The organism is Pantoea allii, from assembly GCF_002307475.1.
In the GTDB taxonomy this organism is placed as follows: Bacteria; Pseudomonadota; Gammaproteobacteria; order Enterobacterales; family Enterobacteriaceae; genus Pantoea; species Pantoea allii.
Map to the genome: position 1 here is coordinate 53,086 of NZ_NTMH01000024.1, position 25,726 is coordinate 78,811.

Here is a 25,726-nt window from a genome sequence, read left to right on the forward strand (position 1 = left end):
CAGTCCTGAACCATAAGTGCCCCTCCAAGCAGGGACCGGAGCCGGACCTGATAACCCATCGCCCCCACTGACCAGCCGCCCCCGCCCGGCCCTTCGGGCCGGAACAGGCGTGGCTGATTAATGGGTGTTGTAACTAATGGCTCTGATGTTGCTTTGAGTAGTCTCGCTTCAGGGTACAGTGAACACGCCCGTAAGCGGCCCTAACGGCCCGCTGACGCGGAGATACGCCCCGACTGCGGCTACGCCTTGTCGTGACCACTCCGACGGCGTACAGTGGCTTTCGTGCGGCGGAAAGCGGGTTTGGCTTTGCAGGACGAAGTGCCCGACAGGCAGAATCTATCAAACCGTAACCGGCTTCGCCGGGCTACCGGCGCCATGTGGCCAGTTTCCCCTGGCGGGCATCAGCTGGCGCCTTCATGCGCTTTCGCGCATAACTAACTGAGACACTGCAGGAGATATCCAATGCAGAACGTTGATGATGACGCAGTTCAGGCTACTTACCGGGAAGCGTGCAGACTCACCGGCATGGTTTGTCTGAGGAAAGCGAGTGATGGCGACGTAATCAGCCGCGAAGAAATCAAACGTGATCTTATACTTTTGTTAAGGGCACGTCTGGGACGAAGTGATCAGGTTGAACCCGCTCTCATGTTTGCCATCGAGCAGCTGATGGAGCCGCCGCAGTAAGCTTGCTAGTAAATATGGCCAGTAACCTTTTATGTTTCTCTTACTCAGGTTTACTTAAAGGTAGTTACTTCCATGTAAAGGTATCTACTTGCATGATAAAAACCAGCTGGCATATAGGAAGGTATCTACTTTCATGTAAAACAGAGCGTTAATTCACTCTTTTACATGAAAGTGGATACCTTTTAACGTCCTTTGGCTGCACAGCATTCAAACATCGGGTGTTTTACATGTAAGTAGAGACTAAACATGTATGTCAGCATGATCTCACTGAGAAATTTGTAGCTTTGGTGACCGGCTGAAAATAACAAACTGAATCTCTCGTCCCTTTTTCAATTCTGAAAAATTGATATAGCCAATCCTTTCAAGATCAGCCATTGCACGTCTGATGATTGAATTCTGCAGCTTTACAGGGGAACCCATAGCGAGTCTCTCTCGCAAACGTTTCATGGATATGTAAAGCGTCCCTGAAGGCATACTTTCAAAGTAGATATACAAAGATTGCGCAGCTTCTTTTCGTGATAGTTCAGAAAGGGCTTTGAGGCCTAAAAGAACCTTATGATCATAGCGATAAAGCTCCCAAAGATTCTTATCAGCTGTGATTTCGACAGTATCAGTATTCATATTCAGTACAGCGCTTTGTACCAAATGTGAAAACATGGATTTCTTACCGTCTTTGCTACTGAACGCCAGTGTGACACTGGATATGTTGAACAATGAATCATGAAGTCGTTTACGTGAACGAGCATTGAGATCAGAAGATTTGATACCACACATTTTTGCAAACTCAGTGAACGGTAAACGTATAGTCTCGGCACTATAGCCGTAGGTAGAAAATGCCATTATTATCCCTAACCATGTCTTAAAATCTGTAGACATGCTTAGTTTCGCGCCCTGAATTTTTATATCCGTATACCCTTCTCTCTGCGCAACTTCCAAGCTGGATAGTTCATCAGACGCATCTATCAAAAAGTCCCGTTTTCCCTTTTCCTTAGGAGCAACCGGTGTGAAAACGCTAAGCCTCAGTAAAGCCACGGGTTGCACAGTCTTACTACTGTTTGGCTCCAGTAGATAAACTGTGTCTGAGTCTTTTCTAACAATGGCAAACGGGTTGCTTATATCAATGATATTATTATCTTTTTTCATAATTTTAATTTTCTAAAAGCAAAAGGGGGATTACATGAAAGTGAATACCTTTGTCGCATGAAATTAAATACCTTTCACATGAATGTAAATACCTTTTTCATGCTAGTAGATACCTTTTGCATGAAAGTAGATACCTTAAAAGCATTTAATATCATATAAATCAATTATTTATACTATTGGTGATCTTTAATGATCTCCATATGATCTTTATAGAACTTAAAAGAATTGATCTATCCAATTAATATGTGGATAAGTGGCTTCCTAACGCGCCTCCGGCTTGTTCAACGAAAATCGCACACGCAAAAAATTTGCGAATGCGATTCCCGTTTTCGGTAAAGGCCTGCTCAGAAGCGTTTAGTTTGATCAGTTTACTAATCTCCAGACATGAACCGGCACGCGGTCAAACAGCTTGCCCACTGTCAGTTCGGCTTTACGGTGATCGTATGCTGAGGTCATGGCATAGTCTTCTTTTGGATCGCCTTCGTATTTCAGGTGTTCGTACACGGTCTCCAGCGTGTCCATAGGGCGACAGCGCCTGAATCTCATTAACCAGTCTGTTTTTGTCATACCTTGCCTTAAATAAGTGAGCGGTCATGGCACGGGATTTGCCATAAACCAGGAGAATTTTGATGAGTGAAATAACTGCAACGTTTAAAATGATCCGTGACGCAGACAAACGAGAACAGGCCTGATTTGTTAAATCCTGGGAGCATTTGTTAAATCCTGGAAATGACAGGAGGGGATTCGCCTTAACATGAAACCGCATACTGTTGATTCTTCGATTTTCAGTCTTGTGCGTTACGATGCAACCAGTGACCTTCCCGAACTGGAGTATATTAACGGAAGCAGTCGCCGCTGGCTGAGCGTTCCGGTCAGAGTTTTCCACTCCTTCTGCAGGGCCAGAGACCCTGATGCCTGCTTCCGGAGCTGTATCGACGGACACTACACTTCCCTGCGCGGGGTGCTGACTTTCTGAGAGGGATTCAGGTTCACTTTTTGCGCTCAGTTCAGCCATCATCCTCGCATAGTCTTCGTAGTGAGTTTCTGCCTCTGTCCGTATACGGTTGAAGGAATATGAGAACCGGTGCTGGTATCCGCAGCGCTTTTCCCGGGCGGCCTGCATCAGCGTCTGCTGGACCCACAACCAGAAAGCACGCCCTCTGTCTGAAGGGACCGGGTATCCGGCCTTTTTCATGATCTTACGTGCAACGCTTTCGCTCCAGCCATTTATCAGCGACAGTGCACCATTAATATCACCACGTGATGTCAGTAAATTAATTTCATGAAACTGGTTCATATTAACCTCCCCGTATCTGTTGTTCGGATTATCGGAACGGGGATTCATTACTTCAGTCGGTAATTGTTAGAGGTTATTAAAATTATTTAAATTTGAAAAGATATTGTTTATTTGTTGATCGCATCAGATGTATTATTAATCTTTAATTAAACAGGGTGAATAAAAAATGAAAAAACAAAATCTTTCTGTCTTATTATTTTTACACTGCCTTTTTTTTCCTGTTCCGGAACTGACCTGCAGGCGGGTTTTTCACCGGGCGGTACTGCTCAGGAACTCATCATCGACTTCATACGCTCAGCTACGGGTTCTGCTGACGTGGCTGCGGACGAATTTACCAGTGAGCCTGTGGCAGAGGCGCTTGTACAGCTCTCACGGCGCGGCGTACCTGTAAGAGTGGTGGCCGACGAAAAGAAAAGTCATGACCGCTGGTCGCTGGTTAATGAGCTGGCCTGTTCAGGTATCCAGGTCAGAACAGACGCGCAGTACAGTATTATGCATAACAAATTTATCGTGACAGGAAATAACGGCGTGCAGACGGGCTCTTTTAATTACACCTCGTCGGCGGAAAAGCGTAATGCCGAAAATTCGCTGGTTGTCAGAGACAGTTTGTCAGTGAGTAAGCAGTATCAGGATTAATTTAACCGGCTCTGGGCGGAATCATCGCCTGTACAGTGCAGCCGTTAATAAAAATATAATTAATATTGCCGGTACGGTGGGCTGTATATGACGAAGAAAAAATTTTATCCGGTTTACTTCACCGGTCAGCGGGGCCGGCAGGAGGCGTCTGAAGCTTTTCAGCAGAACGAAACGCCTGTGTGGCAGCGCTGGCTGAAGCATGCCCGCGACAACAAAAAGACCACGGTGGTCACCTGCAGCTGCCTGCCGGCAGAGAGCGACCCCGTAAAACGCCGCCTGAAGGTGCATTACTCTCAGGAGACTGAACGATGCTGGCTCTCTTCATATGCATTTACCGGCAATGAACACAAGCCGGACTGCCGTTTTTACTCTGTGTGGTCAGACGAACGGCAGGCCGAGATTTATCAGGGGGATGCGGTCCGCACCGCTGCGGACGGCACCATCGTGGTCAGGCTGCCCACTGGCCTGCAGAAAAAGACACCGACAGAGTTAAAACCGGCAGAAGACGTGTCCGGTGATGAACCGGTTAAGCGTAAGCGCCGTCCCTCGATGCGTCTGCTGGGCCTGCTTCACCTGCTGTGGGAACAGTCCGGTATCAATGTCTGGCACCCGGCTTTCGACAAAAAGAAACGCACGCCCGGCTGGGTGAGCTGGCGCCTCCAGCAGACGGCGGGCCGGATACGCGTCGGCCGCGTGCCACTGGAGGAGTCGCTGCTGCTCATGGCCACCAAGGGCACGCCGCAGGTTATTTCAAACTGGGAACACCTGAGAGTAGCCGAAAAGAACAAACGGCGGCTCATCGTGGTGTCCGTGCTGGCCAGCTGGAATGAGGCTGCTGAAGCACGGCTGCAGACCACGCTGCCGCTGGGCCTGTTTTTCGGATTCCCTGACCTGGTGCTGCCGGAGGACGTGCGCCTGCGCCTGGAGAGGAGCTTTGGCCGCGAGCTGGGCGACTGGCGCCGGGGCATGAAGGTCGTGGTCATCGCGGAAAAGGAGCCGCCCGAAACGACGTTCAGGCACGTAGACGGGCGCAACCGGCCGTCCAGCTGCAGTGCTGTCATCGACGTGGCGCTGATGACGGTCAGCCCGCGCTTTATTCCGCTGGATTCAGGCTATGAAGGAATGGTCGAAGACCGGCTCTGGCAGGAAAAACGCGCCTTCATCAAGCCGCTGCGCTACGACGGTGAGGAAAATGTTTTCCCGGATTTCGTGCTGAAGGACGTTCCCGGGGTGGATGCGCTGCCTATGGAGGTCTTCGGGATGAACACGCCTGAGTACCTGCTGCGTAAGCAGGAGAAGACCGCCTACTACGACAGGGAATATGGTCGGGGAAACTGGTGGTACTGGAATGCTGTCGGTGAGTCTGAAATGCCTGACTTTCCTGCCCGTTGAAACGCCTTCACATCTGAATACTGGTGTTCCGTTTTTGGCGAAGTTGCCGGTTTTAAACTGCGTGTTGACTCACATCCCTGAGCTGGTTATTTTTTGCCGGATATGTCAGCCTTAAGACTTTCTTATGCAAAGGAAGCAGAAGGATGAATCTCTCACCTCATGACTGCCTGTTTACTGAAGGTATGCTCACGCTGCCAGCCGGTTACCAGGACAGGACCGTTAACGTATTCACCGCGCCCGGGCAGCCGCCTCTTAACCTGTCCCGTGACCGCACGGAAGAAGGTGAAAACCTGTCTGACTATGTCACCCGTCAGACGGCCCTGATGGCACAGCACCTGAAGGGCTGGAAGCTCCTATCACGGGATACTGCCGTGACCGGAAATGATCTGGGACAAGGAGAAGTGGTTGAAGCCACTTACCTGCGCGGCGGAAAGCGCGTATCGCAGCGTCAGGCGGTGTTTGTCCTGCCGGACACACAGGTGCTGGTCTTCACCGTCAGCGCGGACGGTCCGCTGACTGATCCTGACCGTGATGTCCTGAACAACCTGCTGCTGTCATTTCGCCTGCACGGCTGAAGGAGGAGAAGCAGATGTTTCAGGCGGCAAGGGTCGGGGACACCACCGGACATTCTCATGCGCTTGCAGGAATGATCCTGGGCACAGTAGTTGGCGGACTGCTTGCGGCCGCAGGCGGTATTGCAGCAGGTGCACTTATGGTGGCGGGGCTGGGTGCGTCCTGCCTCGGCGTGGGCGTCCTGCTCGTCGGTGCCAGCCTGGCCGTGGGTTATCTTACCGGAGAGCTTGCCACCGCTGCCCGCGACAGTATTGCAGATGCGGGGGCGGCGGACATGTCGCCCACCGGTGCTGTCCTGACCGGTTCAGCGGATGTCTTTATCAACGGCAGGCCGGCGGCGATAGCCACCTCCAGCACGGTAAGCTGTTCGGAGGACGGTGCACAGCAGATGGCGGAAGGTTCATCCCGCGTATTCATTAACGGCCTGCCCGCTGTCCGGCTGGGTGACAGGGTAACCTGTGGCGCAAAAGTCATGAGCGGCTCACAGAATGTGCTCATTGGCGGTGATGCCGAGCAGACGCTTGACATCACCTCCGAGGTGCCGGAATGGCTCTATAAAGCCTCTGACCTTACGCTGCTTTTTGCCGGTCTGGCCGGCGGCTGGGGTGGAGCAGCCGGCAAAGCCGGCGCACTGGCAAAGCTGCTCAGAAAACTGCCCGGAATTAACAAACTTAAACGCATTGCATGCCGCTTCGGTGCTCTGATGACTGCAGTTTCTGCGGCCGGAATCATTGCCCGGCCGGTAGATATTGTCAGCGGCCAGAAATTCCTGAACGGGGATGACGAGCTTGACTTTGTGCTGCCCTCACGCCTGCCGGTTCGCTGGCAGCGTTACTGGCGCAGCGGTAATCCCGCTGACAGTGTGCTGGGCTGCGGCTGGAGCCTGTTCTGGGAGACGCGGCTGGAACGCTACCAGGACGGGCTGGTATGGCGTGCACCCTCCGGGGACTACGTTGCTTTTCCTGTCGTGCCGAAAGGCATGCGGACATACTGCGAAACTGAACATCGCTGGCTGGAGCATCACAGCGACGACTCCTGGTCTGTCTATGACATCAGCGGGGAGCGCTGGCACTTCCCGCCGCTGCGTGATGATGCTCCCGCCCTGCCCGACCGGCTGTCAGAGCCCTGCGGCAATGCTGTCCGATTTGAATGGAATGATGACCATACCCTCAGCGCACTCACCGACAGCGCCGGTCAGCGCGTGTCATGCCGTTATGCCGGTGGCCGCCTTCGTGAGGTTTTTCTGGATGACGGCACCAGCCTGGTACGCTACGACTATGATGCCGTGGATCAGCTGGTCAGCGTGACAGGACGTGGCGGACGGGTAACGCGTCGTTTTCAGTGGCAGGACGGCCTGATGACCGCCCATGAGGATGCTGACGGGTTACTGTGTGAGTACCGCTGGCAGGAAATAAGCGGACTGCCGCGCGTGGTTGCCTTCAGGCACAGCGCGGGAGAGCGACTCAGCTTTGAATACGATTTCGGGCAGGGTACGCGTCGGGCTCTGCGCGACGACGGGAGCGAGGCGCACTGGCTGCTGGACGACGATGATAACGTCGCCCGCTATACGGACTTCGATGGTCTGCAGACGACGTTCGTGTATCAAGACGGGGCACTTTGCGATGTCATCCTGCCAGGCGGTGCCATTCGCCGGACCCGCTGGGACCGCTACGGGCGCATGACGGAGGAAACTGACCCGGCCGGACGGCGGACGTGTTATCACTGGTACCGCCTGACGGACCGTATTGTCCGCACGGACTATCCTGACGGCTCGCATACGTCAGCGACGTATGACCTTTATGACCGACTGCTGTCGGAAACTGACGTCCTGAACCATATCACCAGTTACCACTATCCGGACGATACAGACCTGTTGCCGGATTTCATCACCGATGCTGTCGGGGGTGTGGTCAGGCTGGAATGGAACCGGCAGGGGCTGCTGACAGGCCGCACCGACTGTTCCGGCAGCGTAACCCGCTTCAGTTATGACCGTTTCGGGCAGCTCATTACCAGCACGGATGCGGAAGAGAACGTCACCCGGCGGGAATGGAACAGCGCCGGACAGCTGACAGCCGTTATCAGGCCGGACGGAACGCGGGAAACGCTGCGCTGGGATGCGCACGGCCGGCTTGCCGCCTGGCGGGACGCGCTGGAAGAGGAAATTCGCTGGCAGTACAACGCGCTGGGCCTGCCGGTCAGTGTCAGCGACCGTATCGGACGGGTACGCCGCTGGCACTATGACCCTCGCGGAAATCTGCTGCAGCTGGATAACGGCAACGGGGGGACTTACCGGTTTACGTATGATCCTGCCGGTCGTCTCCTGCGGGAGGTGCGTCCGGATGAAACAGATCGGCTGTGGCGCTGGGATGAGCGGGGAATGCCAGGGGCGCTGTATGAGCACGGTCGTCCCGCAGCTGACGGAGGAATGCCACAGCGGGTGCAGCTGTTCAGCTATGACGACAGTGGCCGTCTGATGGCGCGCATGACACGCGATGCGGAGTATCGTTACCACCGTGATTCTGGTGGGCAGCTCATTCGTCTGACGTGCACCCCTACCGCTGAAGGGGCAGACAAAGGCCTGACGGGCGATGATATTGTCCTGACGCGCGACGCCGCGGGCTGGATTACGCAGGAGTCGGGGGGGAACGGCCAGCTTGAATATGAGCGGGATGCCCTCGGTAATCTGACCAGACTCACCCTGCCCGGCGGTCAGCAACTGAGCTGGCTGCATTACGGCTCCGGGCACGTCAGCGCCATTCGCTTCGGCAGGCAGACGATCACCGAATTTACCCGTGACCGGCTGCACCGCGAACTGTCCCGGACGCAGGGGGCCAGAGAGCAGCGACGGGAATATGACAGCAACGGCCGGCGGATACTGCAGCGCAGCCTCATTGCCTCAGGCGCGACCCTGCCGGAACAGGAGATCCTGTCACGCGCTTTCCGCTATACCTCGCGGGATGAACTTGCCGGCGTCAGCGACACGCTGCGCGGGGAGGTACAGTACGGTTACGATGCCGTGGGACGCCTGCTGAAGCACTACGAGGCCAGACAGGGACACCGCAGCGATGCGTTCCGGTACGACATGGCTGACAACCTGCTGCCTGACGAAACAGAAGAACCTGCAGACGCCGTTCGGGATAACCGGCTGGAACAGTGGCAGAACCTGTTCATGTCCTATGACGCATGGGGCAACATTATCCGCCGCAGGCGCGGGACGGATGAGCAGTACTATGAGTATGACGCGGACAACCGGCTGATCTCGGCACGTGGAACGGGGCCGGAAGGAGCTTTTGAAGCACACTATCACTACGATGCGCTGGGCCGGCGCACACTCAAGACGGTTACCACCGCGCGGGGTAAGGCGGAAACCCGCTTCCTGTGGCAGGGATGGCATCTGCTGCAGGAGCAACATCCTGACGGAACGTGCAGCTCTTACGTGTATGACCCTGCAGAGACCTGGAGTCCACTGGCGCGCATTGACCATCAGCAGAATGAAACACGGGGCGCTGTACTGTGGTTCAGCACCGACCTGAACGGTGCACCGCTTGAAGTGACGGATGCGTCAGGGAAGCTGAGCTGGAGCGGCCAGTACGGCAGCTTCGGTGAGGTCAGACGTCAGACAGAAGGTTTTTACCGCCTGTCTTCACTGCCGTCTCTTTCACATCAGCCGCTTCGCTACGCCGGGCAGTATGCGGACGCTGAAACAGGCCTGCATTACAACCTGTTCCGCTATTATGATCCGCAGACAGGCCGGTTCATGGTGCAGGACCCGATAGGGCTGGCGGGCGGCTGGAATCTTTATCAGTATGCTCCCAACCCCCTGATCTGGATCGATCCCCTGGGGCTGGCTTTTGATCCCATAGCTAAGCTGGAAGGGCTTGGTTACCATGGTGTTGTTAAGACACCGGCAGGCGGGCTCGATTATAAAGACAGTAACGCTCTGTATAACCTCCGGGAAGGTGTTAATCCCATTGTGCCTATTGAATATACGGGGGATTATCTGAAAGACTTTGAGGCAGCTAACTACAAGGCGGGCCTCAACCAGAAAACGACACCAAGTGGCTATGTCTGGCACCATCTCGACGATTACAACCCTGAGACAAATACCGGCACTATGCAGCTTGTTAAAAGGGGCGCTCATCAGAATATTAATCACGCGGGCGGCGTCAGCCAGTACAAGGCCGCCACAGGCAGGTCCTATACTTTCCCGGCCCGCAACAGGGTACGCAAAACTGCAGGAGAAAATTGCTGATGTATCTTTCAGATTCAGAACAGAAGCTAACCCGAGAGGAAATGGCATCCTTCAATGCGCTTTTCGGCAATCGTCTTCCCCAGTCATTTCAGGATTTTTATCTGAAAAACAATGGCGGATATCCCCTCAATAATGAGGATGGAAACTTTTTTATGCTGGGAGGGTTTAACTCTGTTAAATACGGTGAGCGGCCTATAGAGGAGCTTTACGGGGATCTTACAGAGTCTTTCGGCGATTTACGAAAAATGGTGCCTTTCGCTTATGATGAGGGGGGTAACAGTTTCCTGTTGTCACTGAAAGAGGGAGATTCTTTCGGTGAGATTTTCGTTTTTCTTATGGATGAAAAGGAGCTTGTGTCTGTTGCTGATTCATTCGACGAATTCATTGAAGAATTATTTGGCTGAAAATACCTGCCCGCCAGTGTATTTCTGGCGGGCGGCAGCGTCATTACAGGGAACAGCAGACATCTGTTTCCTACTGGTTTGCAGCAGTATTCTGTGAGATGTGGCCTGAAAAAGTCCGGACTTACGGCATCCCAGGCATCATGAATACTGGCTTTGCACATTAACTCATACCGCTATTGACCGAATTTCTGAGCCCTGTAGATGGCCCATATGCGCTTTACCTGACTCACGCTGCATCCTGCAAGCGTTGCTGTGCGCGCAATTGTCATACCGGACTCGCGAAGGGCAATGATACGTTCGTGTGTTTTGGGTTCCGGTCTGCGCCCTTTGTACTTACCCGAAGCCTTTGCAAGCTCCACGCCCTGCCGCTGCCTTTCGCGACGGGTTTCGTAATCGTCACGTGCGGTCTGAAGGGCTACCTTAAGCAACATGTCCTGAACTGACTCAAGCACGATTCTGGCCACGCCGTCCTGGTTGACGGCCAGTTCGGACAGATCCACTATGCCGGGGATGGCCAGCTTAGCCCCTCTGGCTTTTATCGAGCCAATCAGTTGCTCGGCCTCATTAAGGGGAAGACGGCTGATGCGGTCAATCTTCTCTGCCACAACCACCTCACCGGGCTGCAGGTCGGCAATCATGCGCTGGAGTTCAGGGCGGTCAGATCTGGCACCGGAAGCTTTCTCTTTATAGACGCCGGCGACATAAAAACCCCTGCCCCGTGCATCCTCAATAATGCTGTTCTGTCGCGTCAGTTCCTGTTCATCGGTACTGACGCGAAGATAAATACGCGCAATCTGCATGGGTTTAACGGTCCATTCCTCTTAACCTAAATAATCCATGAGCGCTTCCCGGCCGCCGTTGTCTTCGGGCATGACGCTCACAATCCGTCTCAGCGCGGCTTTATGAAGGGGCGTACTGTTCACGAGCGCCATCAGCTGCCGCTGCGCCTCTGTCGCCGAACCGCTGGCTGACGAGTATTTACGGGTTCTGAACAGACGGTCACATAAGCCGATGTTCATCAGGCGGTTTGTCAGAACGTACATGGCTGTAAGCGCTTGACGCACCTCAGTCTCCTCTTCAGGAAGTTCACCTTCCGTATATGTGTCGCCCGGGGGACTGAGATAAGTTTCATCCAGTGGATGGTTCACTAAAAGGCTGAAGGGTTTCATTGCAACCTCATAAGCTGTTTTAAGGTTCGGCCGAGACCTTTAACTCAGGGAGTGAAATTCCCTGTACGTCGTCCCCTGGATATTTATGTCTTTCCCTACCCTGATTTCAACGAGAGCGTCCGGGCTGAGAAACGCAATTTTCTCTGCATGCTCAACCCCGGTCGTGCAGAAGCGCAACCATTCCGGTTCTCCCGCAAGCATAACCCCATACAGCATCAGGTTTACGTCATTGACAGTGGCCACATGTACAACGCGTTCCACCCTTCCCGAAAAAGTTTTCGTTTTTGTCACCGGCATGTATCACCCCTTCTTTATTAAGGTCTTTTGGCGGTCATTTTGAGTATACTCAAAATAGCTGATTTTCAGTCAAAGCTCTTTCTAAATTCCGGGATTAACTTTTTTCAGAATTTAAAAGCACTGGAACCTTGATCACTTGCTTAATGATTTCCCTAATAACTCGTATTTCAGAAGGTTTATTGTAGAATCCTACCCTCATTTAACCCTTCGTGTTGATGACAGGGGTCAGTAAAGGAGACTAAATGCGCGGAATTTTATTTCGGAACCTCAGACGTAAGCTCAGTAAAGACGTCAGGGCGAATCTCAGGAATAACTCTGAACACAGGGAACTAAGATGGAACTCTTTTGAGCGTGTCATTGTCTGGTGTTCAACGCATTATCTTCTGGCTATGCTGCTTCTTTGGGGGACCGCGCTTAGCGCGCTGTCTGTCGCCATCTTTTTTCGCACAATGTTCAAGTCTTTCGCCCTTCAACACCTGACAGGCATGAAAGACCTGGTCAGTTGGCAGTCGGGCCTGCTTGGGGGGCAACTGACCGTTATTGGTGTTGTTTTTCCCCTTGTTGTTGGTCTGATAAGCGTTATTTTACAGAAAAAATCGACCCGTGAGCATATACAGTCTGCCTATCAGGTTTATTCGGGGTATATGTTTGCAGGGCTGAGTGGTTTGTCACTTTCCGCTTTCATTCTCATCGGTGGGTTGCTTTCTGCCAGCGGTGACGCTTATTTAATTAAAGCATTTTCTGTGGTCGCATTTTTCTGGATGACGCTCAACATTGCACTTTCAGTCTGGTTCTTTATACAGAGTCTCAACGTGCTGGATGATGAAAAACGAAACGGAATCATGCTTAAATATTTTCATTCAAGAGCAATGATGCAATATGTAACGGACTCTCTCAGGGAAAACTGGCTCGCTTATCCCGGAGCGCAGTTAGAGGGCGAGACGGACAGAGGTATCCGGATAATGCGCTTCGGACTCAGGTCTGAAAGCGATGTGAATAAGTTGCTGAAACTGAAAATAAACAGACAGGAGGTTATCAGTGATATTTATATCTGGCCGTTAAAATTCCTCCTCCGTCTACTGAAGCCAGTGAATGGCGACAGCGCATCTGTAACTATTCTTCCGACAGGCCCCCGTGAAAATGGGAATATCATTATTTTGGCGTCGCAGAACATTGCGTATTCCGCCATATGGGCATATTTTTTTCGCCGGTGTTTTGTCATAAAACGAAGTGCCAGAAAGAAGAATTACGCCGGATTTCCTCGCGAATTTTTTGGCGAAATTTATGACGCGCTTGAGGACAGAAATCTGGGTGCTTTTGAGAGTGCGGTGGACAGACTGCTTATAACCTATAAGAGGCTCAGGGAAAGCTTTCAATATCCGGACGGTAATTATCTTGATGAATGCGGAGGAGGTTCCTGGAACCATGCTTTTACTCGATCGTTCCATTATGAACTTGTGCGTCTGGGGCGCGAAGCCGTTAAGTCGGTCGGCAGCACCGGACAGTACTTCAGTCGGGTCATGCGCATCCCTTCATCTCTGTTTGACCGTTTTGAAGATCGCATTATGGCTGACGTGGTCATGACTTTTAAACAGAGGCAGAGTTCTGGCACTGTCTCACCGACTGGATGGCGGTAACCTCAACTGACTCTTCGGCCAGCCAGGCTCAGCGTCACAGGGAGTTAATTGCGGAATTTATCGGAGTGCATGAGGGCTGGCTGATGGCGCTGCATATACAACGGAAAAACGGCCTCAATCAGGAGGTATACCAGCAGTGTCTGAGGGAACATCTCCTCATCGCCCCTCAACTGGTGCTTGCTGCCGTGAACAATGACGACAGTTTCGCTGCTGACAATGCCAGCGATCATCTCAATCTCTGGTTCAGCCTGACACGGCTTGATCTGGCGTGGCAGGCTGAATATCAGTGGCAGAGCGTTTTACTGACACCTGACGGTTTTCGCCCGCAGGAAGCTTTGGAAAATAGCGCTTACCTGCTGAACGGTGAACCTTATGATAAAGAGGCTCTTTTGTCCGTATCCTGCCGGAATGCTGTCACTGACCTCCGGCTGATAACCGCAGCCTATATTGCCGCGAATGCAAATACCGGAAAAAATGCGCTCCACTCCAATATAATTTCAAATCTTATCGGAAATCGCATCGTATATCCGTCAGGATCGCATGATATAATGTCTCATAACATCGGGAGAATGTCTGATGTCATCGACATTATCATCCGTCTCGAAAGTGGTGACCGTAATGACCAGAAATCATGGTATGAGGTCATGTCGGGCCTGACACAGAAACTCGCGGGCAGAAAAGAGCAGTATTTCATTCTTGGACGCATTTACACTGGCGTATATGAAGATCTGCGCAGTCTTTATCCTGCTTTTGCCGAGCTGGCGTTGACCTTAAGCTCTCACCCCGGCACCGTCAGCCGTGAAATCCTCAATGCGACCGATGCCGGAGTGTTTACTCCTTCAGTCAGTAATCAGCTTGTTTTTATTCTACGCCGGCTTAAGCCTGATATGACCCAGCCCTATTCCGGACAGTTAATTGATGCGGCTGAATATCCCCATCGCGCTTCTTCGTTCAATGAACTGATTGATGCTTACATAGAAACAATTGAGGCCGCTAGAACGAAAAAAATTCTCGCGACCCCTGTGGCCGTCAGTATTTTCAGGCAGACTGACAGAGATCTTTCGGCCAGTCTTATTTCAGAACTGAAATCCGATTTCCTTCTGTCCGGTGTAAAGGTTTTCCACGATAAAGCTCTTTACAGCACAGGAAAACGTCTGCGTTGTGCTATGAACGTGCCTAGAGAAATGCTCATCACCGGTCGTGACGGCTTGCCGGACGGCCTGATGCCGGTCAGCCAAGCCGTGGGGGGGCTTTTGTGCATAATCCGTGAAATGCTGGCTGAAACTGACGCAAACTATCATCACAAAACAAATGATATCAGCGTCATTATTCAGCAGACAGACCAGCTGACTTCTGACGGTGATGATTATAATCTGATCGTTTCGGGAGCCGGGTTTTTTGACGCACTGCGTGAGCTGGAAATGAATACAGCCTTACATCCTGCGCTAAAAATTTATAATCCCCGGACGCCGGCCATCAGTAATTACAGTCCCTTTAGGGTCAATAACTGTAACCTTCACGCATTCAGCAGATCCGGTCCGGATTTCTGCCTGCTTGTCAGGGCTGATTATTTCAGTAGTCTTGGTATTTACCGCTATCCTGATGGAACAATATTCACCACCTTCTGGCTCATGCATGATAATGATCCGCTCAATGGGGAGCTTATATCGGTGAGTGATGTAAGCATCGATTTTTACGGTGACGCTGTTGCCCGTTTTGGACCGGTTGCTCCTCAGGGAATGCGTAAAAAGGGGATTAATTCGGCAGAACCAGCGGCTGACAGGCTATCAGGACTGTCGTAGGCCTGTTTCTACCAGTACGCAGGCTCCTCTGTGGTTTTATGTTTAAGTCCCCGGCTCGTCAGGTATCAACCTGACGTTAAGGGATTAAAAGCCGGTAGAGAAAGAACAGCCGTTGCAGGTACTTATTGAGTAGTGGTTTTATCCGTCAGGCATGAGCAGACTGCATTAAAAATAAGTAAGATCTGCTCCGCATACTTTTGCGGAGCGTCAGCAGTGCAAATCACCAGTATCGTTTCTGACTTATGGCTTCCCTTATCATACGAACTTCATCTTGGTAACATCCCCTTTTCTCTGTCCGGTCAAGCCTGTCTTTAATGGCTTCCTCATCCAGCAGGAACTGACTGACCTCAGCCAGGTCAAGCTTATAGTAACGTGCTCTGTCAGTACTGATAACAGTTGATCGCAGTCTGAGCAGAAGCAGCAGAAAATTCTCATCAGTAGTGCTGACGTCATGAGTCCAGCTCTGTATCGGCAATTTACTGTCTATCTGCTGCCATGCATACAGATAACCAAGCAGGTCAACATGACCGAGTAAGAGAGATTTGACCGCATCGCTGTCAAGGCGCGTGACGAGACCACAGCGAAGATTTTCAAGTTCATTATGAGTAAAGTACGTCTCATTTTCAGGCATCGGCCTGTCACCCGACAGTCCGTGGAGTATGAGCAAGTCCCGCATGAAGCCAGCGATCCAGAACACTGCAGTACCGGTTTCGAACAGATATTTCAGTTCACCGAGACTGCTCTCTCGATCTCTTTCCAGTACCTGAGCCACAAGATTAATCACAAGTCTGTCTGCGCCGGAATCATGCATGAAGAAGGATGCATGACGCTCCATGAAAGCCTTTTTCACACGATCACCGTTGCTGAAAAAGAAGCTGATCAGCCCCATAAGCTGCTCATAACTGGCGGCTGCTGTTACACGGGGTGTCAGGCGAGTGATGATATGCTCAAACCACGTTCGGGAAGTGATCCCTTTACTGCTGATGCTCTCTAAGAGGCGATTTTCCAGTGCCTGCCGGTCTGTGCCGGCTTTGTGCAGAATGTCGAGAATGTCTGCTTCCGACAGGACGTTCTGGGGGGCTGAGAAGGAGAAGTAGTAGCGCCAGTAAATCAGGCTACCAAGACGACGCAAAGCAGTGGAGGACTCCTCATCCTGGACCTGTCCAAAGATACGGCATTTACCGTTTGAGTATCCGCTGATACCCGGAAGCCAGCGGCCAAGCGTTGAGCCATACCGTGCAAGGGTCTCAGGAAAGTGGCTCAGATGAGCCTTAAGCTGAGTGCACAGGTTTTCCTGCTGACCGATACTGAGGCTGCCGTCCCCTGTTTGGATAACTGCCCGCTCTGTCAGATAGTGTTCAGACCAGTCATGCAGGCCGGGACTAACTACACGCAGTATCTGAAGAAAACAGAGATCGGGAAAATAAACGTAGTCGCGCAGGCCGGGATAGCAGAAACGGAGGGCATTCAGTATCTGGTTCACCTCACGCGGTGTTGTCAGCATCTCACCGTAAACGTCTACTGCGTAAGCAAGTTCCGATTCCGAACCGGCATCAAGACCATTGCCGTTAATTTCCCTGTACAGGGCCGCGGCCCCGGTTCTGAGCTCCCGCCTCAGATCGAAGGTCTCTGGACGGGGCAGGCGGAAGGACAACTGGATAATTTTCTGCAGATAAAGGACGCCGTCGCTGATCTGTAAATGGTGCTGGATGGCCTGAACCAGGACCTCACGGTCATAACACATTACATAGCGAAAACGGGAAAAGTCAGCCACCGAACGAACCAGACGCAGAACTTCGACAGCCTGTGCCGGCTCAAGCCGGTCAAGGTCATCAATGATGACGATAAATTTAAGGTCAAACTGCCGGATCTTTTTATCAAGGCTGGCATGCAGGTCGGCAGCAGTCTGCCTCCGCCCGGACAGATCGAGCTTTGCCAGCGTCTCCATCCCTTTCGCTGCCATGCCCATACCCGGAACGAAGTTCCCGAAAAAATCAGCCAGAGGTGCAAGCTTCCCGGAGGTCTGCCGGAGATAATTGAGCATATCAAGGGCAGCCCCAGAGTTTCGCTTTCTCCGGAAGCTACTTAGCTTTTTTTGCCAGAAACTCTTTGCCAAAGGCTGACGTTTCTCCTCTTCTTCACGGAGAATAGCAGCGACGGGCATCAGCAGTGAATCAGCCGGACTTGTACCTTGCGCGGTCATCCAGGGAGCAATACGGAGAATGTGCGTATTCGGGGATTTGTTCTGATACAGGGTCTTGAGCAGCAGATTGAGCAGGCTTGTTTTTCCGGCCCCCCACTGACCCTCAATACCTATAACAGTGCTGTAATTGGTATCAAGCGCATGAATACTGCGCGAAAGGCCTGCTGCCACGTTCACGAATCCATAGAGGTCATCTTCAGGCCGCCGTATGGGAGCCTCTTCACCCGCGTGGGTGATGCTGCTTCTGTTATCCATTTTATAAGTCTCCGTATATACAGCGCAGTTCCGCCAGCACCGGGGCCGTCTCCGGCGCTGCCACTGCCGCCAGAAGTCCCGTCTCCAGCGCCAGATATTCTTCCGTCGTCATGGCAATGTGTGTGCCGTCCAGTCCGAGAACAGCTCTGCTGCCTTTACCCCGCGGCATGTACAGGGACACCAGGCTGTCACGGGCGCTCCAGGTGTCCGTGCTTCCCTGCCAGGCGCGTGCCTGCATGTAGCGGACCAGCGCGCTGAACACCTCCCAGCCCAGCGCCAGCGACACCCGCCCTGCCGTCACGAACAGGCTGAACTGGGGCACCTGCCAGGCCTGCCCGGGCAGCTGCGGCTGCCGGTTTCCGCGAATTTCGGCGTGCAGGATAACGTCGGCAACCTCCGCTGTCAGGATGAGGTCGTCCGTGACCAGCCCGGTGGCCGCGGCCCAGGCCTTCAGGCTTTCCCCGTCAGGCCGCTGCGCCCTGACGACCAGCGGGAAAACGGCTTTCAGGCGCGCCGGCGTGCAGATGCGGGCGATCGCTTCATCCGGAAAAGCCTCCAGGTTCAGGGCGCCCGAGGAGAGCGGGCGCAGCAGAAACTCGGCCCAGGTGGTGTCCACGCCGTGCGGCACGGCCGCCATAAAGGCGTCCGTTTCGGCCGGGTAGTCAATGCCGGCGAGATCGAAGGCCCGGTTGATGTAATAAGTATCGACAGGTATACCGTTTTCCGTGGCATAAACCAGGGCATCAAAGGTGATGCCCAGCAGGCTCTCCATCGAGGACCAGCTCATGAACGCGCTGCCGGTCTGGCAGGCCGCGTGCGCCTGCACAAACAGCCAGCGCAGCTCGGCCGGCTTCAGGGACTGCCGGCCGAAGGTTTCCCCACGGACCACCTTCCGGTAGAGCGTTTCCCGCGTGCCGCCCGGATCGGCCTGCAGGGCAAAAAAGGCGTCATCCGGCGGGGCGGACTTCAGCGCGCCGTGGAGCAGGCGTTCGGTCAGGGCGTTAACCGAGGTGTCCTCGGCGGATGCGCGGGACTTGAGCCCCTCAATAAGTTTTTTCGGAAACCGTAATGTCAGTTGACTGAGCATGATGTTTTTTTCCAGGATGCTGTTGAATTAGATAAAGAATGCATCAGCACTAATGAAAAAGCACGCATTAAGTCGATATGACATCATGTCATAAATCAGCGTTCACATTTCCCTCTTTCTCTTTTCTGCGCTGAGATCCGAAAAAAGGCGGAACCGGATCTTTACCTCACCAGTGGTGGTTTTCTGCTCAGCACCCCATATATTGTGCCTGAAGTCGCTGCTACTGCCACAACATACAGGATGCGTCAGCGTAAAGCCGCCCGGAAAACCCCGCTTCCGCCCGCCCCGCCGCCGTGCTACCCTTCCGGTTACTGCCCGATACGGAAAAAGTCGGATCCGGCAACCACAGGCTTCCGGTAATTGCGGTGCGGGAATATAAGCAGGATTTTAATAATAGTTACTTAAAGTAACGTGAGTTAAAGATTGGAGACTGATGATACCTCACGTATTAAGTAACATTCATTATCAGTAGTGCCCACATAATCCTCTGTAGAACTGTCATGTTTGAATCAATGAAGCAGCGTGATGATTTCGTCTTTGCCCTGGAGAAGATCCGTTATGCCGTCGCCACCTCCGAAAAACGGGACGCGGCGTTTGCAAAAGACACCGCGCTGGCGTTTCTGAAAGTGCAGTACGCCAAGTTTCGCCTCGAGCTGACCGACGCTGGCGTGTCCGGCGATCACGAGCAAGGCCTGGACACCTTTGAGCATGCGATGGACTTGCTGAAGCGGTATTTTGACGGCAACCCTGGTGGACTCTCGGCTCGGGATGCGTGCGTCTACGGCCGGTACCTGCAGACCGAGCACGAGGGATTTGTGGCGCTGGCTGATGAAATTAAGGCTAATCATTGATGAAAAAGGAATCTGTGTCGGAGCTGTTTGCCGGAGATGACGACTGGCACAATAACGCGTGTCTGAATGAGTGGTCTCGAGATCACGGTGCAACTTATGCGGCCGGATATCGGCGTGCTGCTGAACTTCTTATAGAGCATATAGATACCAAAGGACGGGATCAGGATGTGCTTGTCTACCCTGTTGTTTTCCTTTACCGGCATCATGTCGAACTGGCCCTCAAGCGAATTATCTCGCTTTGCCTGCTGCAGATAGATGACCCGGATGTTAAAGGGCCAAAGGCCGTTCACGATCTTAACGTTCTGTGGGACCACGCCAGAAAACTGGTCAGAAAGGTTGATCCTTCTTTCCCGCGCGCCAATCACAGTAATACGGACGCCGTCATCAAGGAACTGATTGCCATTGATTCTGGTTCAACGGCGTTCCGGTATGACCGGACCAGGGAAGGAGAGCCAAGTCTGACCGGCATTTCCCTCATTAATACACGGCTGTTTGGCGAGAAGATGAAAGCGGCCTGTTATGAACTTGACTGCATGGATTCTTATGTCGCCGAAACATACAGCTCGCTTTTAGACGTAATGAGCGACTTACGCTACGAGCCTTAGTGCCGCGCTTATGAAAATTCTCATTAATGCTTACCGGAGACAGCTGTGAATTTGCCAGTATCCTATATTCATCATCAAGACACAGCCCACCTCCCGGTTGCCATTGATTATCCGGCTGCGCTGGCGCTGCGACAGATGGCGGCGCTGATTGAAGACTTACCCAAATATCTGCTGGCGCCGGAGGTCAGCGCCCTGCTGCACTATGTGCCGGACCTGCACCGAAAAATGCTGCTGACCACCATGTGGAACACCGGTGCGCGCATCAACGAGGCGCTGGCCCTGACACGGGCCGACTTCACCCTGACGCCCCCCCATCCGTTTGTGCAGCTGGCCACGCTGAAGCAGCGGGGTGAAAAGGCCGCCCGTGGGCCGGGTCGTGCGCCGTCCGGCGTGGTCCCTCACCGGCTGGTTCCGCTGTCCGATCCGCAGTATATCGCCCAGCTGGAGATGATGGTGGCCACGCTGCGCATTCCGGTAGAACGTCGTAACCCTGACACCGGCCGGACGGAAAAGGTTCGCCTCTGGACGGTGACCGACCGCACCGTCAGGACCTGGATTAATGAAGCCGTGGCAGCCGCAGCGGCAGATGGCGTGTCGTTCTCGGTGCCGGTGACGCCACACACTTTCCGGCACAGCTACGCTATGCACATGCTTTACGCTGGGATCCCGCTCAAGGCGCTGCAGAGCCTGATGGGCCACAAGAGCCTGAAGTCGACGGAGATCTATACGAAGGTGTTTGCGCTGGACGTGGCGGCACGACACAGGGTGCAGTTTCACATGTCCGGAACCGACGCAGTGGCTATTCTTAAAAAAACCTGACAGCCAATACCCCGCGTTTCAGGATGTGCACCTCTGCCCGGCCGTTTCGGTACGCTGTGAAGAAAAGGCTGTCGAGTAAAATTCTAATCCAGTGAAAGTCGTCCCGCACGGGATTCACGGGAAGGACCGGACGGCGCAGTTGCAGAACAACGTCCCGGGGGAAAATGTCACGCACCGTCCGGCTCAACATGAAATACCACGGCCTGCGTAAAAAGTCACCGGATGCCGGTGAAGCACAGAAATGGTGTACTGTTGCTGCCGTGAACTTACATCGTTTTTAACCGGGGCCTGCAAAAGACGAGGCGTACTGCTGTGTATTACTTTCAGCGGAGTAATTCCAGCCCCCATTGCTGACAGCAGGCATTAATATCACGGGATGACTTCAGCATCAGTTTGGGAAGAGTGCTGTTGCAGAAAAGCTCTCTGTGACGGAGCTGGTTTTTAGGCGCAGTCAGCGTGATGTATTTGAGCATTTCCCAGGTCACGCTGTCCTTTCCGGTATAAAGACCACCGATTCTGGGAATCGACGAATAGCACCGCTTTATATATCGCAGCAGTGCCAGAGGCATCGGAACATCCAGCAGTATCAGCCCAGTGGCACGCGCAAGTCGCTGTTGTAAGCACTTCGTGTAATTACCATCCATCACCCATTTTTCCGTGTTCACGGCTTCGGTATGTAATCGGTGAAAATCTTCTGATTTCCTGGGGATCCATTTTGTACCCGGCTGGTGATGGAGTTGGTCCAGATGGATTAAAGGCAGAGATGTTTTGGCTGCTATCGCGCTGGCCAGCGTGGATTTACCGCTGTTGGAGGGCCCCAAAATGCAGATGCGATGGCCGAGTTCTTCCAGTGACACTGATATATCCATAAATCACACCCGCTCACTCGTGTCCCATGTAAACCCGGCTATCTTAACATATCTATCTTATCTGCCCTCCCCTGAGACACTGGCGAACGGGGCCTGAGCGACTGAGGCTGACCGGAAACGTCAGGGATGAATTGTGGTTTATAGGCTGAGAAAAGAAAGCGTATTTACCCCTAAATAAAGGCTGCAGTTATCCTGCCCGGAGGCCCAGCCTGCAAAATGTCATAGTACTGTCGTGAATGGTGCCAGGGGGGAAGATTCAGGAGGTATACCTTAATTGGCCTGTCAGTTTTTACAGGTTAATAATACCAGTAGGCGGTTTAAATTGGCTATATATTTATTGGCTATTTAAATTGGCTGTAAGTGTACTTTCTGAGCTTCTATAGCAATGAATTAATTTATTATATATATTATTGCTTAAGTAACATTAACTATTGATTTTATATTCTTTATAATAATATCTATCAGATATTATTTTTCCCGTGAAACTCACTACAGGGAACTGATGTGGCTTTTTTATAGCGCACTATTTAATTGCTTAGTATTTTAAAGCGAAGAATTTAATTGGTCACTATTAAAGCCTCAGATTGGATTCAAGCCTTAGGCTTCTGGTGACCTTGTAGGAAACTGAGTAGGAAGTGAGATTTAAAAAATTTTTTTTCGCTCTAACTTTTACTGACTAGAGGCATGAACTGATTATGGCCTTTAAGGTTACATTTCTGCGGCTACGTAGGAATGTGGGACGTGTTATAATAGCGGCGTTATGAATTTCTTTTTGAGTAGTTCAGGCGAAAAAAAACCTGGTTTGGAGACCAGGTTAATTTTCAGTTCGATGTATGGTTGGAAGCCATACCAGTGAACTGGGTACTGCATGTATCGACTCGTATTGCAATTTTAGCACTACTGACGGTCACGTCAACATAGCGTCAGCCTTATAATGCTTTTATAATGTCAGTACGTGTTGATGCAGTACCTCTGGGTGAATCTTAAAGGATTATCCCAACCGGCAACGGGTGGAGCCGTCCGGTTTGCCCCCCACTCTATGGGTGCTGCATGTATCGACTCGTAATTGATACACACCGCGAGGGAAGTTCAAGGGCATAAGCGGTGGGTAGCGCCCTCCTGTAAAGGAGGCTGCTAAGTGATAACGCTAGGTACTGTCCTGCTGGCATTGCAGATAGTGCATGTCAGTTTAAGCATTATCGTTGTAATCAAGCAACTGACCGGACGCTCATAAGGGCTGAAGGAACTTGAATAAAGGAGGGGTTCACCACCCCGCCTTTTTTCGTTTTGCAGAGTCTGCTAGTAGTGTTCCGATGAAGTTTTCTCATATCGTTGTCCGCTATGAGCGAAGCGAAATATTTGCTGGCTCTCGAAGCGCGACACTCGCCCTTACTGAAGCCATAAAAAGCTTGTCGAATGTCTTAGGGCGTGAAGCGGACATCGGGCTGCATGTCAAAATTGACCTGCTCCCCGTTGATTAATACACCGCGATGTTAGTAATGTCTTCATAAGCCACATGAGGACATCCCCATGAAGAAGCGTTTTTCCGACGAACAGATCATCAGTATTCTCCGCGAGGCTGAAGCCGGAGTTTCTGCCCGTGAACTCTGCCGTAAGCACGCCATTTCCGACGCCACGTTTTATACCTGGCGTAAGAAGTATGGCGGCATGGAGGTGCCTGAGGTTAAGCGCCTGAAGTCGCTTGAGGAAGAGAACGCCAGACTCAAGAAGCTGCTCGCCGAGGCCATGCTGGATAAGGAGGCGCTTCAGGTGGCTCTTGGGCGAAAGTACTGACGACAGACCAGAAGCGCGAAGTCGTGGTGTTGATGTGTGATGCGACCGGTCTGTCGCAACGTCGTGCCTGCAGACTCACAGGTTTGTCCCTGTCGACCTGCCGCTATGACGCTCAGCGTCCGGCGGCTGATGCCCATTTATCAGGGCGCATTACTGAACTGGCACTGGAGCGCAGGCGTTTTGGCTACCGCCGCATATGGCAGTTACTGCGCCGTGAAGGGCTTCTGGTTAATCACAAGCGCGTGTACCGCCTTTATCATCTGAACGGGCTGGGCGTTAAACGCAGACGTCGTCGTAAAGGGCTTGCAACAGAACGTCTGCCGCTGCTCCGCCCGGCGGCGCCCAACATGACCTGGTCGATGGATTTCGTCATGGATGCGCTGGCTACTGGTCGCAGGATCAAGTGCCTTACCTGCGTCGATGACTTCACAAAGGAATGCCTGACGGTCACTGTTGCCTTCGGGATTTCAGGCGTGCAGGTCACGCGTATTCTGGACAGCATTGCGCTGTTTCGCGGCTATCCGGCTACGATAAGAACCGATCAGGGCCCGGAGTTTACCTGCCGCGCGCTCGATCAGTGGGCCTTTGAGCATGGAGTGGAGCTGCGACTTATCCAGCCCGGCAAGCCGACGCAGAACGGATTTATTGAGAGTTTTAACGGACGCTTTCGCGATGAATGCCTGAATGAACACTGGTTCAGCGACGTCAATCATGCCAGGAAAACCATCAGCGAATGGCGTCAGGATTATAACGAATGTCGCCCGCACTCCACGCTGAATTATCAGACGCCGTCTGAATTTGCAGCGAGCTGGAGAAAGGGTAATTCTGAGAGTGAAGGATCCGACATTACTAACTGAGCTTTGTATCTAATCCTGGGGGCAGGTCAAAATGTCATTGTCTAATATCACCTCGCCATTGTGTCATGTGCAAAAAAGCAAGAAGAAAAACTCTGCTGGCGGTAAATCGTATTCGGGGAAACCCGCCACCGCCGGAGTTTTACCGAACGGCGCAGCGGGGCAACCGGCGCGGCCTGCTCCGGCGCTGACTGCCCGACCACTATATCTGGTATGGTCCCCAGCTGAGAAAGGCACAATATATAGTGATGAGCGCCGCAGCGGAACGATTCGGTAATATGCGGGTTTTACCGAATGGCCGCAGAACGTGCTCGGGGATGAAGGGCCGTTATGCAGGATGAGTAGTAGATATTGACGGATTCATTTGAGTCCTGTAACCTTAACAGCGTAGTTAGTGGCGGTAGGAACATCCCCACGTAAAAAACTTAAATTCCTGTTATTATTGTGGCGGTAGGAACATCCCCACGTTAAAAACCTAAATTCCTTGTATTAACTACCCTAAAAACCTCGACGCTAGTCGGGGTTTTTTTGTATCTAACGAAGGACAATCATGGAACTGAAAAAGTTAGACGACTCATTTTATGTTGATAATCCTGTATTGATTCAAGCCCTTGATTTTGATAACAAAGAAAGAGAGTGGATGCTATATGATGCTGCCGGAGAGAAGAAAACGCGGGGGCATGGCATTGTAAAAATTGAACTCAACGGACTGACTTTTGCCATACCTGTGCGTTCCAACATCCAGCACGATGAAAGTTTTATTCTCGAAGTAAACAGGTCACGAGATCGAAGAAATAAAGGCATGGGGCTTGATTACCAAAAGGCTGTTCTTATCCGAGATGCGGCGCATATCAGTAATGAAGACTTTGTTCTCAGAACCAAGCAGGCAGGTAGAAAACTTGTGGGTAAAGAGGAACATATCACGACCATGTTTACTCACTATGTTGAAAAATATATCAAAGCCGTGCGTAAGAATGACCGAAATATTCTTAACAGCATGGAATACCGGTTCACAACTCTCATTAATTATCACGCCGAACTGGGCTTACCCTAAGTGACAGCAAGCCTTCGGTAATATGGGCGTTTTACCGAACGGCGGCAGA

21 protein-coding genes are annotated in these 25,726 nt (G+C 52.2%); 13 read left to right on the forward strand and 8 right to left on the reverse strand.

Translation table 11 applies throughout. From position 1 onward, the window contains the following. Window positions 1-462 precede the first annotated feature (462 nt). Entirely contained in the window at window positions 463-684 is a 222-nt protein-coding gene (locus tag CMR03_RS08465; protein ID WP_096011293.1) for a hypothetical protein, read from the forward strand. A 264-nt stretch (window positions 685-948) separates the two neighbouring features. Here the strand turns inward: CMR03_RS08465 and CMR03_RS08470 are convergent, their stop codons facing one another. Together CMR03_RS08470 and CMR03_RS08475 are read right to left on the reverse strand one after the other, a co-directional pair. Continuing rightward, entirely contained in the window at window positions 949-1,827 is an 879-nt protein-coding gene (locus CMR03_RS08470) for a RepB family plasmid replication initiator protein (RefSeq protein WP_096011294.1), read from the reverse strand. A 363-nt stretch (window positions 1,828-2,190) separates the two neighbouring features. After that, complete coding sequence (locus CMR03_RS08475) at window positions 2,191-2,394, reverse strand: Hha/YmoA family nucleoid-associated regulatory protein (protein WP_096011295.1); 204 nt, start codon at window positions 2,392-2,394, stop codon at window positions 2,191-2,193. Between the two features lie 1,018 nt (window positions 2,395-3,412). Here CMR03_RS08475 and CMR03_RS08485 point away from each other — a divergent pair. The 5 genes from CMR03_RS08485 (at window position 3,413) to CMR03_RS08505 (ending at window position 10,381) form a co-directional block, all read left to right on the forward strand. Further along, window positions 3,413-3,760, forward strand: coding sequence for a phospholipase D-like domain-containing protein (locus tag CMR03_RS08485; protein WP_279627532.1), 348 nt, complete (start codon window positions 3,413-3,415; stop codon window positions 3,758-3,760). Window positions 3,761-3,847: 87 nt separating this feature from the next. After that, entirely contained in the window at window positions 3,848-5,152 is a 1,305-nt protein-coding gene (locus tag CMR03_RS08490) for a DUF1173 family protein (protein ID WP_096011298.1), read from the forward strand. Between the two features lie 143 nt (window positions 5,153-5,295). Continuing rightward, window positions 5,296-5,727 (forward strand): DcrB-related protein, encoded by a 432-nt coding sequence (locus CMR03_RS08495; RefSeq protein WP_096011299.1) that lies wholly within the window; start codon window positions 5,296-5,298, stop codon window positions 5,725-5,727. Between the two features lie 14 nt (window positions 5,728-5,741). Next, the gene (locus tag CMR03_RS08500) at window positions 5,742-9,977 is read left to right on the forward strand and encodes an RHS repeat-associated core domain-containing protein (protein WP_096011300.1); all 4,236 of its coding nucleotides are present in this window, start codon (window positions 5,742-5,744) and stop codon (window positions 9,975-9,977) included. After that, entirely contained in the window at window positions 9,977-10,381 is a 405-nt protein-coding gene (locus CMR03_RS08505; RefSeq protein ID WP_096011301.1) for an SMI1/KNR4 family protein, read from the forward strand. Before CMR03_RS08500 ends, CMR03_RS08505 begins: the two co-directional genes overlap by 1 nt. 173 nt (window positions 10,382-10,554) lie before the next feature. On the opposite strand, the gene CMR03_RS08510 is transcribed toward CMR03_RS08505, so the two are convergent. The 3 genes from CMR03_RS08510 to CMR03_RS08520 are packed head-to-tail and all read right to left on the reverse strand — an operon-like array spanning window position 10,555 to window position 11,847. Further along, window positions 10,555-11,181 (reverse strand): recombinase family protein, encoded by a 627-nt coding sequence (locus CMR03_RS08510; RefSeq protein WP_096011302.1) that lies wholly within the window; start codon window positions 11,179-11,181, stop codon window positions 10,555-10,557. A 21-nt stretch (window positions 11,182-11,202) separates the two neighbouring features. Next, the gene (locus CMR03_RS08515; protein WP_096011303.1) at window positions 11,203-11,550 is read right to left on the reverse strand and encodes a hypothetical protein; all 348 of its coding nucleotides are present in this window, start codon (window positions 11,548-11,550) and stop codon (window positions 11,203-11,205) included. A gap of 39 nt (window positions 11,551-11,589) precedes the next feature. Beyond that, window positions 11,590-11,847 carry a hypothetical protein gene (locus tag CMR03_RS08520; protein WP_096011304.1) on the reverse strand — a complete coding sequence of 86 codons (258 nt, stop codon included), beginning with the start codon at window positions 11,845-11,847 and terminating at the stop codon, window positions 11,590-11,592. Between the two features lie 242 nt (window positions 11,848-12,089). On the opposite strand from CMR03_RS08520, the gene CMR03_RS08525 reads away from it, so the two are divergent. Together CMR03_RS08525 and CMR03_RS08530 are read left to right on the forward strand one after the other, a co-directional pair. Continuing rightward, a complete protein-coding gene (locus tag CMR03_RS08525; RefSeq protein WP_096011305.1) occupies window positions 12,090-13,484 on the forward strand; it encodes a hypothetical protein in 1,395 nt (464 codons plus the stop codon). Between the two features lie 83 nt (window positions 13,485-13,567). Continuing rightward, window positions 13,568-15,286, forward strand: coding sequence for a hypothetical protein (locus tag CMR03_RS08530; protein WP_141248555.1), 1,719 nt, complete (start codon window positions 13,568-13,570; stop codon window positions 15,284-15,286). A gap of 220 nt (window positions 15,287-15,506) precedes the next feature. On the opposite strand, the gene CMR03_RS08535 is transcribed toward CMR03_RS08530, so the two are convergent. Together CMR03_RS08535 and CMR03_RS08540 are read right to left on the reverse strand one after the other, a co-directional pair. Then, on the reverse strand, window positions 15,507-17,744 hold the full coding sequence (locus tag CMR03_RS08535) for a KAP family P-loop NTPase fold protein (RefSeq protein ID WP_096011307.1): 2,238 nt from the start codon (window positions 17,742-17,744) through the stop codon (window positions 15,507-15,509). Between the two features lies 1 nt (window position 17,745). Continuing rightward, on the reverse strand, window positions 17,746-18,831 hold the full coding sequence (locus CMR03_RS08540) for a hypothetical protein (RefSeq protein WP_096011308.1): 1,086 nt from the start codon (window positions 18,829-18,831) through the stop codon (window positions 17,746-17,748). A 512-nt stretch (window positions 18,832-19,343) separates the two neighbouring features. Between CMR03_RS08540 and CMR03_RS08545 the strand changes: the two genes are divergently transcribed. The 3 genes from CMR03_RS08545 (at window position 19,344) to CMR03_RS08555 (ending at window position 21,106) form a co-directional block, all read left to right on the forward strand. Further along, a complete protein-coding gene (locus tag CMR03_RS08545) occupies window positions 19,344-19,682 on the forward strand; it encodes a hypothetical protein (protein WP_128604191.1) in 339 nt (112 codons plus the stop codon). Next, window positions 19,682-20,287 carry a hypothetical protein gene (locus tag CMR03_RS08550; protein WP_029571260.1) on the forward strand — a complete coding sequence of 202 codons (606 nt, stop codon included), beginning with the start codon at window positions 19,682-19,684 and terminating at the stop codon, window positions 20,285-20,287. The genes CMR03_RS08545 and CMR03_RS08550 overlap by 1 nt, the downstream gene beginning before the upstream one ends. A 135-nt stretch (window positions 20,288-20,422) precedes the next feature. After that, window positions 20,423-21,106, forward strand: coding sequence for a site-specific integrase (locus tag CMR03_RS08555; RefSeq protein ID WP_096011311.1), 684 nt, complete (start codon window positions 20,423-20,425; stop codon window positions 21,104-21,106). A gap of 323 nt (window positions 21,107-21,429) precedes the next feature. On the opposite strand, the gene CMR03_RS08560 is transcribed toward CMR03_RS08555, so the two are convergent. After that, complete coding sequence (locus CMR03_RS08560; protein WP_029571258.1) at window positions 21,430-21,975, reverse strand: P-loop NTPase family protein; 546 nt, start codon at window positions 21,973-21,975, stop codon at window positions 21,430-21,432. A gap of 1,530 nt (window positions 21,976-23,505) precedes the next feature. On the opposite strand from CMR03_RS08560, the gene CMR03_RS08565 reads away from it, so the two are divergent. Continuing rightward, window positions 23,506-24,626 (forward strand): IS3 family transposase gene (locus tag CMR03_RS08565; protein ID WP_088581779.1). Its coding sequence is split into 2 segments (ribosomal slippage): window positions 23,506-23,764 and window positions 23,764-24,626, totalling 1,122 coding nucleotides; the frame shifts between segments, so codons are not numbered across the junction. A 547-nt stretch (window positions 24,627-25,173) separates the two neighbouring features. Beyond that, a complete protein-coding gene (gene tenpIN, locus CMR03_RS08570) occupies window positions 25,174-25,677 on the forward strand; it encodes a type III toxin-antitoxin system TenpIN family toxin (protein ID WP_029571257.1) in 504 nt (167 codons plus the stop codon). Window positions 25,678-25,726 lie beyond the last annotated feature (49 nt).

Excerpts from the sequence above, each read along its gene's own strand:
- CMR03_RS08470 (WP_096011294.1), bottom strand. The coding sequence starts at position 1,827 with ATGAAAAAAGATAATAATATCATTGATATAAGCAACCCGTTTGCCATT.
- CMR03_RS08545 (WP_128604191.1), top strand. The coding sequence starts at position 19,344 with ATGAAGCAGCGTGATGATTTCGTCTTTGCCCTGGAGAAGATCCGTTAT.
- CMR03_RS08550 (WP_029571260.1), top strand. The coding sequence starts at position 19,682 with ATGAAAAAGGAATCTGTGTCGGAGCTGTTTGCCGGAGATGACGACTGG.
- CMR03_RS08540 (WP_096011308.1), bottom strand. The coding sequence starts at position 18,831 with ATGCTCAGTCAACTGACATTACGGTTTCCGAAAAAACTTATTGAGGGG.
- CMR03_RS08495 (WP_096011299.1), top strand. The coding sequence starts at position 5,296 with ATGAATCTCTCACCTCATGACTGCCTGTTTACTGAAGGTATGCTCACG.
- CMR03_RS08525 (WP_096011305.1), top strand. The coding sequence starts at position 12,090 with ATGCGCGGAATTTTATTTCGGAACCTCAGACGTAAGCTCAGTAAAGAC.
- CMR03_RS08490 (WP_096011298.1), top strand. The coding sequence starts at position 3,848 with ATGACGAAGAAAAAATTTTATCCGGTTTACTTCACCGGTCAGCGGGGC.
- CMR03_RS08520 (WP_096011304.1), bottom strand. The coding sequence starts at position 11,847 with ATGCCGGTGACAAAAACGAAAACTTTTTCGGGAAGGGTGGAACGCGTT.
- CMR03_RS08530 (WP_141248555.1), top strand. The coding sequence starts at position 13,568 with ATGGCGCTGCATATACAACGGAAAAACGGCCTCAATCAGGAGGTATAC.
- CMR03_RS08500 (WP_096011300.1), top strand. The coding sequence starts at position 5,742 with ATGTTTCAGGCGGCAAGGGTCGGGGACACCACCGGACATTCTCATGCG.
- CMR03_RS08515 (WP_096011303.1), bottom strand. The coding sequence starts at position 11,550 with ATGAAACCCTTCAGCCTTTTAGTGAACCATCCACTGGATGAAACTTAT.
- CMR03_RS08465 (WP_096011293.1), top strand. The coding sequence starts at position 463 with ATGCAGAACGTTGATGATGACGCAGTTCAGGCTACTTACCGGGAAGCG.
- CMR03_RS08560 (WP_029571258.1), bottom strand. The coding sequence starts at position 21,975 with ATGGATATATCAGTGTCACTGGAAGAACTCGGCCATCGCATCTGCATT.
- tenpIN (WP_029571257.1), top strand. The coding sequence starts at position 25,174 with ATGGAACTGAAAAAGTTAGACGACTCATTTTATGTTGATAATCCTGTA.
- CMR03_RS08505 (WP_096011301.1), top strand. The coding sequence starts at position 9,977 with ATGTATCTTTCAGATTCAGAACAGAAGCTAACCCGAGAGGAAATGGCA.
- CMR03_RS08475 (WP_096011295.1), bottom strand. The coding sequence starts at position 2,394 with ATGACAAAAACAGACTGGTTAATGAGATTCAGGCGCTGTCGCCCTATG.
- CMR03_RS08510 (WP_096011302.1), bottom strand. The coding sequence starts at position 11,181 with ATGCAGATTGCGCGTATTTATCTTCGCGTCAGTACCGATGAACAGGAA.
- CMR03_RS08535 (WP_096011307.1), bottom strand. The coding sequence starts at position 17,744 with ATGGATAACAGAAGCAGCATCACCCACGCGGGTGAAGAGGCTCCCATA.
- CMR03_RS08555 (WP_096011311.1), top strand. The coding sequence starts at position 20,423 with ATGGCGGCGCTGATTGAAGACTTACCCAAATATCTGCTGGCGCCGGAG.